General features: G+C 65.7%; 10 protein-coding genes and 1 pseudogene. 4 read left to right on the top strand and 7 right to left on the bottom strand.

Annotation, left to right across the window (positions count from 1 at the left end; genetic code table 11):
• Positions 1-42 precede the first annotated feature (42 nt).
• Both C4K38_RS28650 and C4K38_RS28645 read left to right on the top strand, forming a co-directional pair.
• Positions 43-1,437, top strand: a complete 1,395-nt coding sequence (locus tag C4K38_RS28650) for an MFS transporter (protein WP_053281128.1) — start codon at positions 43-45, stop codon at positions 1,435-1,437.
• Positions 1,438-1,446: 9 nt separating this feature from the next.
• Positions 1,447-1,959 (top strand): single-stranded DNA-binding protein, encoded by a 513-nt coding sequence (locus C4K38_RS28645; RefSeq protein ID WP_009045846.1) that lies wholly within the window; start codon positions 1,447-1,449, stop codon positions 1,957-1,959.
• A 125-nt stretch (positions 1,960-2,084) separates the two neighbouring features.
• On the opposite strand, the gene C4K38_RS28640 is transcribed toward C4K38_RS28645, so the two are convergent.
• Positions 2,085-2,639: a cysteine hydrolase family protein gene (locus C4K38_RS28640; RefSeq protein WP_053281127.1), complete on the bottom strand. Its 555-nt coding sequence runs from the start codon at positions 2,637-2,639 to the stop codon at positions 2,085-2,087.
• Positions 2,640-2,742: 103 nt separating this feature from the next.
• Between C4K38_RS28640 and C4K38_RS28635 the strand changes: the two genes are divergently transcribed.
• Both C4K38_RS28635 and C4K38_RS28630 read left to right on the top strand, forming a co-directional pair.
• Positions 2,743-3,750 carry a GlxA family transcriptional regulator gene (locus C4K38_RS28635; protein ID WP_053281126.1) on the top strand — a complete coding sequence of 336 codons (1,008 nt, stop codon included), beginning with the start codon at positions 2,743-2,745 and terminating at the stop codon, positions 3,748-3,750.
• Positions 3,751-3,839: 89 nt separating this feature from the next.
• A pseudogene (locus C4K38_RS28630) lies at positions 3,840-3,931 on the top strand (alpha/beta hydrolase); the annotation flags it as partial.
• A gap of 74 nt (positions 3,932-4,005) precedes the next feature.
• Here the strand turns inward: C4K38_RS28630 and C4K38_RS28625 are convergent.
• The 6 genes from C4K38_RS28625 to C4K38_RS28600 all read right to left on the bottom strand — a co-directional run bounded on the left by C4K38_RS28625 (position 4,006) and on the right by C4K38_RS28600 (position 13,992).
• Positions 4,006-5,001 (bottom strand): lysylphosphatidylglycerol synthase domain-containing protein, encoded by a 996-nt coding sequence (locus C4K38_RS28625; RefSeq protein WP_053281125.1) that lies wholly within the window; start codon positions 4,999-5,001, stop codon positions 4,006-4,008.
• Positions 4,988-6,289: a cardiolipin synthase ClsB gene (clsB, locus tag C4K38_RS28620; RefSeq protein WP_053281124.1), complete on the bottom strand. Its 1,302-nt coding sequence runs from the start codon at positions 6,287-6,289 to the stop codon at positions 4,988-4,990. The genes C4K38_RS28625 and clsB overlap by 14 nt, the downstream gene beginning before the upstream one ends.
• Entirely contained in the window at positions 6,286-7,080 is a 795-nt protein-coding gene (locus C4K38_RS28615) for an endonuclease/exonuclease/phosphatase family protein (protein WP_053281123.1), read from the bottom strand. The genes clsB and C4K38_RS28615 overlap by 4 nt, the downstream gene beginning before the upstream one ends.
• Positions 7,077-8,003, bottom strand: coding sequence for a DUF72 domain-containing protein (locus C4K38_RS28610; RefSeq protein WP_053281122.1), 927 nt, complete (start codon positions 8,001-8,003; stop codon positions 7,077-7,079). Before C4K38_RS28610 ends, C4K38_RS28615 begins: the two co-directional genes overlap by 4 nt.
• 276 nt (positions 8,004-8,279) lie before the next feature.
• Complete coding sequence (locus tag C4K38_RS28605; protein ID WP_053281121.1) at positions 8,280-9,491, bottom strand: MFS transporter; 1,212 nt, start codon at positions 9,489-9,491, stop codon at positions 8,280-8,282.
• 184 nt (positions 9,492-9,675) lie between these two features.
• Positions 9,676-13,992, bottom strand: a complete 4,317-nt coding sequence (locus C4K38_RS28600) for a DEAD/DEAH box helicase (protein WP_053281120.1) — start codon at positions 13,990-13,992, stop codon at positions 9,676-9,678.
• Positions 13,993-14,218 lie beyond the last annotated feature (226 nt).

Here is a 14,218-nt window from a genome sequence, read left to right as displayed (position 1 = left end):
TCGGACTGGTAGAATCGCCGCCGGTTCACACGAGGTTTTTCCATGCATGATCCCCACAGCGAGCGCATGAGTGGCGCCGAGACCCGCGCGGCAAGCGGTCTGGCCCTGGTGTTCGCCTTCCGTATGCTTGGCATGTTCATGGTGTTGCCGGTCCTGGCGACCTATGGGATGGATCTGGCAGGAGCGACCCCGGCCCTGATCGGGTTGGCGATCGGCGCTTACGGCCTGACCCAGGCGATTTTCCAGATCCCGTTCGGGATCATTTCCGACCGTATCGGTCGTCGTCCGGTGATTTACCTGGGGTTGATCGTCTTTGCCCTGGGCAGTGTGCTGGCGGCCAACGCCGATTCGATCTGGGGCGTGATCGCCGGGCGCATCCTGCAGGGCGCCGGGGCGATTTCCGCGGCGGTCATGGCGCTGTTGTCGGACCTGACCCGCGAGCAGCACCGCACCAAGGCCATGGCCATGATCGGCATGACCATCGGCCTGTCCTTTGCCGTGGCCATGGTGGCCGGCCCGCTGCTGACCCGCGCTTTCGGTTTGTCCGGGCTGTTCTTCGCCACCGGCGGCATGGCGCTGCTGGGTATTTTCATCGTCGTCTTCATGGTGCCGCACTCGACCGGCCCGTTGCAGCACCGTGAGTCCGGGGTCGCGCGCCAGGCCCTGTTGCCGACGCTCAAGCATCCGGACCTGCTGCGCCTGGATCTTGGTATCTTCGTGTTGCACGCGATGCTGATGTCGAGCTTCGTCGCCTTGCCGTTGGCCCTGGTGGAAAAAGCCGGCCTGCCCAAGGAACAGCACTGGTGGGTCTACCTCACCGCGCTGTTGATCTCCTTCTTCGCCATGATCCCGTTCATCATCTACGGCGAGAAGAAACGCAAAATGAAACGAGTTCTGTTGGGCGCGGTCAGTACGCTGCTGCTCACCGAGCTATTCTTCTGGGAGTTCGGCGACAGCCTGCAGGCGCTGGTGATCGGCACGGTGGTGTTCTTCACCGCGTTCAACCTGCTGGAAGCTTCGCTGCCGTCGCTGATCAGCAAGGTTTCACCGGCCGGCGGCAAGGGCACGGCCATGGGGGTCTATTCCACCAGCCAGTTCCTCGGTTCGGCGCTGGGTGGCATTCTCGGCGGCTGGTTGTTCCAGCATGGCGGTTTGTCGGTTGTGTTCCTGGGGTGTGCAGGACTTGCTGCCCTGTGGTTGGCCTTTGCTGTTACCATGCGCGAACCACCTTACGTGACGAGCCTGCGCTTGCCGTTATCGCCCGAAGCGATCCGCGAAGCCGGTCTGGTCGAGCGCCTGAAGGCCGTTGTTGGGGTAACAGATGCAGTGATGGTGGCCGAAGAAGCCGCCATTTACATCAAATTGGACACCGAATTATTGGATCGCGCGACCCTCGAGCAGCTGGTCAACCCAGCCCGATCGGCGTGCGAAGCCTAGGAGAACGTTATGGCCCGTGGGGTTAACAAAGTCATATTGGTCGGCACTTGCGGCCAGGATCCTGAAGTTCGCTACCTGCCTAACGGTAACGCCGTGACCAACCTGAGTCTGGCCACCAGCGAACAATGGACCGACAAGCAGACCGGTCAGAAGGTCGAGAAGACCGAGTGGCACCGTGTGTCGATGTTCGGCAAGGTCGCGGAAATCGCCGGCGAGTACCTGCGCAAAGGTTCGCAGGTCTACATCGAAGGCAAGCTGCAGACCCGCGAGTGGGAAAAAGACGGCATCAAGCGTTACACCACTGAAATCATCGTCGACATGCAGGGCACCATGCAGCTGCTGGGCGGCCGTCCACAGGGCGACCAGGGCCAGGGCATGGGCAACTCCGCGCCACGTCCGCAGCAGTCGCGTCCGCAGCCTTCGCAGGCGCCACAACGCGAATCGCGTCCAGCGCCTCAGCAGTCCTCGCCACAGCCGGCGCAGAACTTCGACGACAGCTTCGATGACGATATTCCGTTCTAAGAGAGCCCTCTCGGCAACGGCATGAAGAAAGCCCGTAGCGCGCAAACGCTACGGGCTTTTTGCTTTCCATCTATCGCGAGTTCGGTGCCGGGGACGAGGTCCCCGCAAGGAACGGCCCGACAGAATCAGCGGCTGCCCGCCAGAAACTCATCGGTGGGCACCACGCTGGCGTAGGCGAACCCCAGGGACGACATGAACGCGGCATGCACCTGGGCCGCCGGCACTACCACACCATTGAATTCGAGGTCGCGGGTGGCGCAGGCGTCATGGATCACCGTGACGTCGTAACCCAGGTCGGCGGCGGCGCGGGTGACGCCGTCGATGCACATGTGGCTCATGCTGCCGACCACCACCAGTTGTTCGATGCCGTGTTGGTCGAGAATGGCTTCGAGCTCGGTTTCGCGGAATGAGTTGACGAAGTGCTTGAGCACCACCGGTTCGTCGGCGCGGTTGGTGACTTTGGCGTGCAGTTGCGCGCCGCTGGAGCCGGGGGTGAAGAACGGCGCGCTGTCGGAGGTGAATTCGTGGCGGATATGCACCACCTGCTGGCCGCTGTCACGGAAGGCCTGGATCAGCCGCGCGGCGTTGTCAGCGGCGGCTTCGACCCCGACCAGGGGCCACTTGCCGTTGGGGAAGTAGTCGTTCTGGATATCGACTACGATGAGCGCTTGCTTGGCCATGGGTGTTTCCTCTGAAGTAGTGGTTGGCTGTGGAGTCCAGTATTGGCTCCGGTAGGCCGGTCGAGGATTGGCCGCACCGACAATAGAAGGGGGAAAACTGACAATGGGTATGGAAAGCGCAGTCGCCGAACTGGGCGTGCTGATCTATCCCGGCGCACAGATGGCGGCGGTGCATGGCTTGACCGACCTGTTCGGGGTCGCCAACCGTATTGCTGCCGAACAATGCAGCGCGCAATTGCCACTGTTGCGCATCAGCCACTGGCAGGCACAGGCCGACCAGGCGCCCGTGCGGGTGTACGACAGCCATCCTGGGGCTGACGGTCCGTTGCTGGCGGTGCTGATTCCACCTTCGGTAGCCGGTTTCTCCCAGGCGCAGGCACCGCTGGCGCTGACCCAATGGCTGCGCCAGCAACATGCCAAGGGCGCGACCCTGGGCGGGGTCTGTGTCGGCTCGATCCTGCTGGCCGAAAGTGGCCTGCTCGACGGCCGCAGCGCCACCACTCACTGGACCTCGGCGAAGCAGTTCGCCGAGCGCTACCCGAACATCCGCCTGAACGCCGACAAGCCGATCGTCGACGATGGCGACCTGATCACCACCGCCGGCCTGATGGCCTGGTCCGAACTGGGGCTGCGCATGGTCGACCGCCTGCTGGGCCCGAGCATCGCCAGCGGCACCGCGCGTTTCCTGGTGATCGAACACAGCGACAGCGCCAGCCAGTGCGGCAGTAATTTCGCGCCGATCTTCGGCCACGGCGACGCGGCGATCCTCAAGGTGCAGCACTGGCTGCAGGCCAATGGCGCGGTGGACGTTTCCCTCGCCGTCATGGCGCAGCAGGCCGGGCTGGAGGAGCGCACCTTCCTGCGGCGCTTCCGGGCCGCCACCGGGCTCAAGCCCACCGAGTATTGCCAGCACTTGCGGGTGGGCAAGGCACGGGAAATGCTCGAGTTCACCAACGGCACCATCGACCATATCGCCTGGACGGTCGGTTACCAGGACCCGGGGGCGTTCCGCGCCACCTTCAAGAAGATCACCGGGCTTGCGCCCAGTGAATATCGCACGCGTTTCGGCGTGACTCCGCCGACACCGCTGGCGCGAGCAGAGCAGGGCTGACCCCGCGGGTCGTGCAAAGATAAAACAGGCAGCTGTGCCACAGGCGGCTTATCCATGGGACATTGGCCCTTCCATGACCTTGGTGTGCCCATGCCCTGAGCGATCCGGTGTCGCAGCAGGCCTGCACCTCGATCCTGGTGGACTGGATGTGGGGGAGTGCTTGAGCATCATTCAGTCGCGACAGTTGGGGGCGTTGGTTGAATGGCAGCGAAAGCCCGCTTCTGGAGAGGAACGTGCGCGTTTGTCGCGATAGCCTCAGTTGCCTTTGCGCGGCTTCTTCTCCACGCGCAATGCCTTGGCCTTGGCTTCCACCGCCAGGTACATCAGCAACGCGATCAGCAGCGGCAGGATGAAGTAGATCGCTCGGTAGGCGATCAACCCGGCCAGCAGGCTGCCACGGGATACCTCATGTTGCAGCAGAGCGATAAACACCGCCTCCAGCACCCCGAGCCCCGCCGGAATGTGGGTGATGACCCCGGCGATGCTGCTGATCAGCAGTACCCCGAGCACCAGTGGGTAATCGAGTTTGCTGGGCAGCAGGGTAAAGATCACCGCCGCCATCAGCGACCAGTTAAGTGCGCCCAGCGCCAGTTGCAGCAGGGCCATGCGCAGCGAGGGCAAATTGATCTCGACGCTGCGTATCGACCACTCGCGCCGGCGGGAAAACCGACAGGCCGCCAGGTAACCCACGCCCAGCACCAACAGCAGGACGCCCACCCCCTGCAAGGCATCGCTGCTGAGCTTCCAGCCAGGCGGCATCCGCACCAGGCCGCTGGCAAACACCGTGCCGGCCAGTGCCATGTAGCCGAGCCAGTTGGTAGCCAGGCTCAGGCCGAGGACCTTGGCGATATTGCCAGTGCTCACCCCGAGCCGGGAGTACAGCCGATAGCGCATGGCGATCCCGCCAACCCAGGCGCTGAGGTTGAGGTTGAAGGCGTAGCTGATGAACCCCACCGGCAGGATCTGCCGCCAGCCAAGGTTCTGCCGGATGTAGGTGCGACCGATCAGGTCGAAGCAGGCGTAGACCAGGAAGCTGGCCAGGGTCAGGGCCGCGGCGATGACCAGGGTGCGCACCTTGAAGTCGGCCAGGGTGCCGAGCACCTCGCTCCAGTCGATGCGCCGGGCCAGCAGGGTGAACAGCAGGATCAGCAGCAGGAAGAAGGCGACGGTCAGCGGTTTCTTCAGGCGTTGCCAGCGCGACCGGGAGTGCGGCACGGCGCGCGTCGAGCCAGGGGCGTCAGTGCGGCTCATGACGCGAATCCTGCCCGGTGTCGGTCTGGCCGAAGGGTTTCAATTGCGGCTTGCGCGCGGGCAGCCAACCGGCCCAGGCCGGGAAGTGGCGCAGTGCGTGGAACACCAGAAAGCCTACGGTCAGTCGCCACAAGCGGCCGCGGCTGGCGCCCATGGCCGGCATGACCCGGCAGTGGTCGCGGCTGAGCCGGTCGAGGCGCTCGAACAGGTCGCGATTGAACGCCCGGTCGCGGATCAGCACATTGGCTTCCAGATTCAGCGACAGGCTCAGCGGGTCGAGATTGCTCGAGCCCACGGTGCTCCAGTCGTCGTCCACCAGCGCCACCTTGCCGTGCAGCGGCCGCTCGCAATATTCGTAGATGGTCACGCCATCCTTGATCAGGTAGTCGTAGAGCATGCGTGCCGCCAGCCTGGCCACCAGCATGTCCGGCTCGCCCTGCAGGATCAGCCGCACCTCGACGCCACGGCGCGCGGCGTTGCGGATCTCGCGCAGCAGCCGGTAGCCGGGGAAGAAGTAGGCATTGGCGATCACCACTCGTTGCCGGGCCCCGCGCAGCACCAGGCGGTAGACCTCTTCGATATCGCTGCGGTGCTGGCGGTTGTCGCGATAGACCAGGCGTACCTGGCCGTCATGGTCGGTCAGGGCCAGCTCCGCGCGGCGCTGCCGACGACGTTGCCACCAGTAGCGGGCGCGAGCCGGGCGGTCGCCTTGCAGCAGGGCGAAATGGTGGATATCCACCACCGCCGGCCCCTGGATCTCTACCGAGTAATCCTGTTTGGCCTGGGGGCCGAAATCGGCCAGGTGATCGGCAGAGAAGTTGATCCCGCCGACAAAGGCGATGGCGCCGTCGACCACCACTATCTTGCGATGCAGGCGGCGGAACCAGTTGGTGCGCACCCCGAAGATCGGCTGCACCGGGTCGAATATCTGCAAGCGCACCCCGGCGTTGCTCATGGCGGCAAGGAACTCGGTGCTCAAGACTCCGCAACCGAAGCCGTCGAGGCTGACGGTGACTCGCACGCCGCGTTGTGCGGCTTCGATCAGGATGCGGTGCAGCTCATGGCCGACCTTGTCCTCGAAGAGGATGAAGGTCTCCAGCAGGATCTCGTTCTGCGCCTGGCGCAGGACTTCGAACACCCGGGGGAAGTACGCCTCGCCATTTTCCAGCAGCACCACCCGGTTGTTGCTGTGCCAGCCGTATTCGAGGTCCATCCGTGGCGGTTCGTGGGCCAGCCCCGCATCGGGCAGGCTGTCCACCGTGGTTTTTTCCAGGGGCATGTCGTTCATAGCTCGACCTCGACCGACAGCGGTGCGTGATCGGAGAGATGGGACCAGGGATGGGAGGCCAGTACCTGGGGGCGGTGGATTTTCAGGTGACGCACGTAGATCCGGTCCAGCCGCAGCAGGGGCAGGCGCGCGGGGAAGCTGCGCGCCGGTTTGCCATGCAGGCTGACAAAGGCCTCCCGCAAGCCGCTGGGTACAAGCCGCGCATCGGCACGTAGCCGCCAGTCGTTGAAGTCGCCGGCGACGATCAAGGGCGCGTCGGCGGGCAGCTCGGCGATCAGTTGCAGCAACAGATCCAGCTGTTGCTGGCGATGGCTTTCGCGCAACCCCAGATGCACGCAGATGGCATGCACTTCCAGAGCATCGCCGGGCAGGCGCAGCACGCAATGCAGCAGGCCGCGGCTTTCGTGCCCGGACAGGGAGATGTCGAGGTTGTCGTAGCGAATGATCTGGAATTTCGACAGCAGCGCATTGCCGTGGTCGCCCGCCGGGTACACCGCATTGCGCCCATAGGCGAACTGCGGCCAGATGCTGTCGGCGAGAAACTCGTATTGCGGCATGCTCGGCCAGTTGTTATAGCGCTGCGGATGCTGGTCGTGAGCGCCGTGCACCTCCTGCAGGAACACCACGTCAGCGGCCACGCTGCGCACCGCCTCGCGCAGCTCGGGCAGGATGAAGCGTCGGTTCAGGGCGGTGAACCCCTTGTGGGTATTGATCGTCAGCACGGTGAAGCGGCGCGCGGCGACAAGCTCCAGCGCGGACGGCGGGCTGTTGGCCGACTCGTCATGGCTCATGGCAGCACCCCTGGCGCGGCGGGCTCGCCGGGCGCCGTCGCCAGCGTCTTGTCGAGCCCGAAGCGCTGCAGCAACCGACGGGCGTCGAAGGGCGCGCGGACCTTGAGGTCATTGTCGAAATAGCAGAACACCTCCCGGCTCTTGCGGGGCCTGGGGGTGTGCCGGGCGTCGATCAGCCGGGCATCGGCGGGTTGTTTGCCGCTGTGCCAGGTCTCGATCCGGTCGCCCCAGCGCTTCAGGGCCTGGGGCGTATAGCCACTGGCGTACAGCGCCTTGTCGCCGTGCAGCCGCAGGTAGACGAAATCGCCGGTCAGGTCCTCGCAATAGGGCCACTTGCCGGCGGTGTCGGCCACCACCAGCGCCACGCCGTGCTGGCGTAGCAGGTGGGTGAATTCGGGCACGGCAAAGCTCTCATGGCGGATTTCCACGGCATGGCGCATGGCTCTTTTGCCGTAGGCCTTGGTGCTGGCCTGGCCGTTCAGGTGGGGTTCGTGCTGGCGGGCGAGGGCGGCGGCCTGTTCGGTATCGGCGGGCAATTGCTGGAGAAAGGCGCCGAACAGCTCGGCGTCGAACTCAAAGCTCGGCGGAAACTGCCAGAGGATCGGGCCGAGCTTGTTCTTGAGCTCCAGCACGCCCGAGGCGAAGAAGTTGGCGATCGGCTTGTGCACATCCCGCAGCCGCAGGATATGAGTGATGTAGCGCGGCGCCTTGACGCTGAACACGAAGTCCTTGGGGGTATCGGCATACCAGTCGGCATACCGCTCGGGGGGCTGCAGCGCGTAGAACGAACCGTTGATTTCGATGCTGTTGACTGCGCGGGAAGCGAATTGCAGCTCGCGCTTCTGCATCAGCCCCTCGGGGTAGAAGTCACCACGCCAGGGCTTGTAGCGCCAGCCGGAAATACCGATATGAATCGCCGCCATGTTCGCTCCTGTCTGATGCTCTCCGAACCGCCTCTATCTTTTGATGACTGCCCGGCTGACGGGAAAGTTTCGGTCTTCCTACGGACGGCACTTTTCATCCTGTAGGAGCGAGCTTGCTCGCGAGAGGCCGCGCAGCGGCTGCCAAACCAGCCTCCGCGTTGGCTCAGGCCAACCGCTATCCACCATCCCCCAGGCAAGCGCGGCCCTCTACGACCGGGCATAAAAAAACGCAGCCGGTCAGGGCTGCGCTTTTCTGGTTGGGCGCTGCCGGCGGGCTCAGTGCCCGACCACCACCCGGTTCGAACCCTCGGCCGGCTCGGTGTACACCGGGCCGAGGCGATCCAGGCGACCGCTCCAGGCGGTCAGGGCCAGGGCGCCCAGTACCACCAGGCCACCGATCCAGGCGGTGTGGATCAGCCCCAGGTGGGCGACGATCAGGCCGCCACCCCAGGCGCCGCCAGCGATGCCGAGGTTGAAGGCGGCGATGTTCAGGCCCGAGGCCACGTCCACCGCTTGCGGAGTGTGGTGTTCGGCCTGGCGTACCACGTAGACCTGCAGGCCCGGCACGTTGCCGAAGGCCACGGCGCCCCACACCAGTACGGTGGCCAGCGCCAGCCAAGGGTTGCCGGCGGTGAAGGTGAGCAGCAACAGCACGCCGGCCAGCAGGGCGAAGATGATCTTCAAGGCGCTGATCGGGCCGCGCTTGTCCGCCAGCTTGCCGCCCCAGATGTTGCCCACGGCGACCGAGATGCCGTAGACCAGCAGCACCAGGCTGACGGTGCTGGCGCTGAAGCCGGAAATGTCCTGGAGAATCGGCGCGAGGAAGGTGAAGGCGATGAACGAGCCGCCGTAGCCCACCGCGGTCATGGCGTACACCAGCAACAGGCGTGGTTGTTTCAGCACTTGCAGTTGTTGCAGCAGGGACGCCGGTTTGCTGTGGGCGATGTTTTTCGGCACGTAGATCAGGCTGCCGATAAAGGCGATCACCCCCAGGGCGGATACCGCGAGGAAGGTTTCGCGCCAGCCGAAATGCTGGCCGATAAAGGTCCCCAGCGGCACGCCGGTGACCAGGGCCACGGTCAGCCCGGTGAACATGATGGCAATCGCGCTGGCGGCTTTTTCCTTGGGCACCAGGCTGGTGGCGATGGTCGAGCCGATGGAGAAGAATACGCCGTGGGCCAGGCCGGTGACGATGCGCGCCAGGACCAGGGACTCATAGCTGGGCGCTTTCCAGGCCAGCAGGTTGCCGAGGGTGAACAGCACCATCAGCAACAGCAGCAACAGTTTGCGCGGGACCTTGCCGGTCAGCGCGGTGAGCACCGGCGCGCCGACGGCGACACCGAGGGCGTAGAGGCTGACCAGCAGCCCGGCGGACGGCAGGCTGACGCCGAGGTCGGCGCCGATGGTGGGTAACAGGCCAACGATGACGAATTCGGTCGTCCCGATGGCGAAGGCGCTGAGGGTCAGCGCGAGCAAGGCAATGGGCATGGCTGCAACTCCGGTGGATTTGACAATGGAGCGCAGTGTCCGGATTCGACTCGTGCGGAAAAATAGCGGTTTCGGTATTTGATATTTGACCTGCGAGCAAATATCGAATGACCAGGCTTCTGTAGGAGCGAAGCTTGCTCGCGATAAGGCCGACGCGATGTACCAGGCAGCCCGCGGCCCGATGTCAGTGACGAATCAACCGGGTCCGCAGCTCAAGGCTGGCCTGCGGCTCAAGGTCCAGCCAGAAGTGCTGTTTGCCGGCGATCTCGGCGGCCGCGGGCAGGCCGTCGCGGTACACCAGCCGGTTGCCGGCCAGGGCCGGGACCTTCTGCCCGGGCAGCAGGGTGCCGGCGAGGTTCAGCGGGTCGACGCCACACACCGCGATCAGGCTGCCATCCAGCGGGCGTCGGCGAACTTCGCGCAACAGGGCGATGGCTTCGGGCAGGGCGAACTGCTCGCCGGCCAGGCCGCTGACAAAACGCCCGCCGCGGATTTCGCCGCGGGCCTCCAGCCGATGGAAAGTGCGCAACAGTTCGCGCCAGCTCGGCAGCCAGTCGGCCTCGCGCTCCAACAGGCGCCAGAACACCACGCCATAACGCCGCAACAGGGTCATGGCGATGTGTTCCAGGGTGGCCGGTGGGATTGCCTGCGCATGGCTGTCGACGCCCTCCAGCACCTGCGACGGACGCCGTAGCAGGGCCCAACGCCCCGCATCGTCCATGCCGCCGACCAGCGCCCCGCGCCCGCGCCGGCTGCTGCGGGCCTGGCGCTTGCTGGCCGGGGTGATCAAGGCGCGCAGGCCGGCGAAGCTGTCGGCATTCACCCGCCCGGCGGCCACCAGTTCCTGCAGGGCGATCTCCAGTTCGGTGCGCAGAACCTGGGCTTCGTGCTGTAACTCATCGAAGAACAAGGCGCCGTGCTGGCTCAGGGCCTCATGGACCTTTTGCGCCTTGGGCGACAGCTCGCTGCTGTCGGGCTGCGCGCCCAACCCACTCCACAGCGCGACCTGGCTGCGGGGCAGCAGCACGATCGGCGTGTTGCGCAGGGTCGCACCGGTGGTTTTGTGTGGCGCGCTGAGCCTGCTCCAGACCACCTTGCCGGTGCGGCACAGCTCATCCAGCCAGGTGGCGGAGTAATCCTTGATCCGCGCCGGCAACAGGTCGCTGTCCCAGGCGCCGGCCGCGGCGGCATAGCCCTCGAACTGGACGAGCGTCTGCGCCAGCATGGCGCTGCCCTGGCCCTGGGTGGCGCTGGACAGGTGCTGCCAGTCGAACAGAAAACGCATCAAGTCCTGCAGCGACACCGGTTCGATTTCCCGGCGCAGGCGTTTGACGGTGTAGCGATGAATCCGCGCCAGCAGATGCCGTTCGCACCACTCCTCCCGGGCCTCGCCGGGGCTGAAGCGGCCGCGCAGCACATAACCTTCGCGCTCCAGTTGCGCCAGGGCCTGGGCGACCTCGCTGGCGCTCAGGCCCAGGGGCGCGGCGATACTCTCCAGCGGCAAGGGGCCGAAGCCACTGAGCCGGGCTCGAATCACCTCCACCAGCGCATCATCGCGCTGCCATTGCTCATCGAAGCCGGGCGGAGCCTCGAGGAGTGGTTGCAGCGGCGCCTGTGGATAAACCGTCCGCAGGCAGTCCAGGCGCTCGACGGCCAGCCACAGGACCTGCTCGCCGCCGATCTGCAACCGGCTGGCGCGGCCACTTTCCGCCAGGGCTCGCAGCCAGTCGGCCCACCGTGGGTAGGCCTGGACCTCGTGTTCGTCGATGCAGGCCAGGCTCATCAGCGCTTCATGCATTTCATCCGGGTTGCCGGGGGCGGGCCAGGCCTCCTCGCGCACCGACTGGATGGCCTCGGCATCCAGGGCGCCAAGGTCGTCGCTGGATTCGGGGTCGCTCCAGCGGCGGCTGAGCACGGCCTGGGTCCGGCGTTCCTCCAAAGGTGCATCGTCAAGGAAGGTGTATGGCTTGGCGCTGAGAATTTCCGCGGCCAGGGGCGAGGGCGCCGGCAGGTCGCGGCTGATCAGGCGCAGTTCGCCGCGCTCCATGCGCCGCAGCAGCTTCAGCCAGCCCTCGCTGTCCATGGCTTCGTGCAGGCAGTCGTCCAGGGTCTGCTCCACCAGTGGATGGTCGGGAACCTGCCGTTCGCCGGCGAGGTTTTCCAGGCAGGCGATCTGGTCGGGAAACACGCTGGCGATCAGGTCTTCGCTTTTCATCCGCTGGATCTGCGGCGCCACCTTGCGCCCGCCGACAAAGCGCGGCAGCGCCAGGGCTACACCGGCATTCCAGCGCCAGCGCACGCCGAACAGCGGCGCATCCAGTACGGCCTGGACCAGGATGTGTTCGGCGCTGTTGCTGTGCAGGTAACGCCAGACTTCGTCGAGCTCGAAACTGTGGCTGGTGGACAGCGACAGCACGATGGCGTCTTCGCTGGCGGCGGCCTGCAGTTCGAAGTTGAAGGTGCGGCAGAAGCGCTTGCGCAGCGCCAGGCCCCAGGCGCGGTTGATCCGGCTGCCGAACGGCGTGTGGATGATCAGTTGGGTGCCGCCGGACTCATCGAAAAAGCGCTCCATGATCAGCGTGTCCTGGGACGGCAGCGCGCCCAGGCTCTGGCGGGCGCGGGCCAGGTAGTCGACCAGCTGTTCGGCGCTGGCGGCGTCCAGGCCAAGGCTGTCGCCCAGCCAGTCGAGGGCTGGCTGCAAGTGGCCGGGTGTGGCGCCGAGCAGTTCGTCGAGCCGGGCCAGCAGGCGCGCCACGGCAAACGACAGTTCGGCACTGCGCCCGGGGGCTTCGCCGAGCCAGAACGGAATGGTCGGCGGATGGCCGTGGGCGTCCTCGACCCGCACCCGGCCGGTTTCCACCCGCAGAATGCGGTACGAGGTGTTGCCCAACTGAAACACATCGCCGGCGATGCTTTCCACCGCGAAGTCTTCGTTGACGCTGCCGATATTCAGCGCCTGGGGCTCCAGCAACACGGCGTAGTCGGCGTTGTCGGGGATGGTGCCGCCACTGGTCACCGCCGTCAGCTGGCTGCCCCGGCGGCCGCGCAGGCTGCGATTGACGGCATCGCGATGGAGATAGGCGCTGCGAATGCCCTGGCGACCGTTGTAGCCCTCGGCGAGCATGCGCAGCAGTGCCTGGAAATGCCCTTCGTCGAGGTCGCTGTAGGGCGAGGCGCGGCGGATCATTTCCAGCAGCGGCTGCTCCTGCCATTCCTGATTGCTGACTTCGGCGACGATCTGCTGCGCCAGCACATCCAGCGGTGCCTTGGGGATCTGCAGGGTGTCGAGTTCGCCGCGGCGCACGCAGTCGAGCAGGGCGGCACATTCGATCAGGTCGTCGCGGGTCAGGGCGAACAGGCGGCCCTTGGGCGTGCCGCCGACCTGGTGCCCGGAGCGTCCGACCCTTTGCAGGAAAGCCGAGATCGAGCGCGGCGAGCCGATCTGGCACACCAGGTCGACATCGCCGATATCGATGCCCAGCTCCAGCGAGGCGGTGGCGATCAGCACCTGCAGGTCGCCGCGCTTGAGGCGCTGTTCGGCGTCCAGGCGAAACTCCTTGGCCAGGCTGCCATGGTGGGCGGCCACCGCGTCCTTGCCCAGGCGCTCGCTCAGATGGCGGCTCAGGCGTTCCGCCAGGCGCCGGGTGTTGACGAACACCAGGGTGGTGCGGTGTTCCCGTGCCAGCTCGGCGATACGTTCGTAGACCAACTCCCAGACGTCGTTGGCCATGACCGCCGACAGCGGCACGGGCGGCACTTCGATGGCCAGGTCCCGGGGCCGGGCGTGGCCGATGTCGACGATCTCGCAGGGGCGTTCATGGCCCACCAGAAAGCGCGATACCGCTTCAATGGGCTTCTGCGTGGCCGACAGGCCGATGCGCGTCAGCGGCTCGCCGCACAGCGCTTGCAGGCGCTCCAGGCTCAAGGCCAGGTGGCTGCCGCGCTTGCTGGCGGCGATGGCGTGGATCTCGTCGACTATCACCGTGCGGGTGCTGGCGAGCATCTGCCGGCCAGAGCCCGAGCCCAGCAGCACATACAGCGATTCGGGGGTGGTCACCAGGATATGCGGCGCGCTCTTGCGCATGGCGCTGCGGTCTTTTTGCGGGGTGTCGCCGGTGCGCACCGCGGTGCTGATGCGCAATTGCGGCAGGCCCATGCGTTCGAGCTGTTGGGTAATCCCGGCCAGCGGGTCCTGCAGGTTGATCTGGATATCGTTGCTCAGGGCCTTGAGCGGCGAGACGTACACCACCAGGGTCTGATCCGGCAGCGTGCCGCCGTTTTCCAGGCCGCGATGAACCAGTTCGTCGATCACCGCGAGGAAGGCGGTCAGGGTCTTGCCCGAGCCAGTGGGCGCGGCGATCAGCGTCGAACGGCGCTGGCGGATCAGCGGCCAGGCCCGGGCCTGGGCAGCGGTCGCCGCGGGGAAGCAGTTGTTGAACCAGGCGCTGACCGCGGGGTGGAAACCCGGCAGGGCGTTGGCGGGGATCTGGGGAAGGTTCATGCACAACGTTATGCGACCGCCGGGGCGAAGTTGCAAGTCTGCCTTGTAGCCGCTGCCGCGGACTGCAACCGGTTATGTAGCCCCGCAAACCCGTGAGTGCGGGACTCCAGGTAGCCCTGGCACGGGCAGCGCGTTCAATCGCCGCTGGCGCCAGCAGCTATAAAGAGCGGTGTGGTTTGCTGCGTTGCACTTTCTCAGTGACGGTTGCGCCGGAAACCCGCAAAAT

The organism is Pseudomonas chlororaphis subsp. piscium (genome assembly GCF_003850345.1).
In the GTDB taxonomy this organism is placed as follows: domain Bacteria; phylum Pseudomonadota; class Gammaproteobacteria; order Pseudomonadales; family Pseudomonadaceae; genus Aquipseudomonas; species Aquipseudomonas piscium.
Note: the sequence above shows the minus strand (reverse complement) of the source record. Positions and strands in the feature narration are given on the sequence as shown.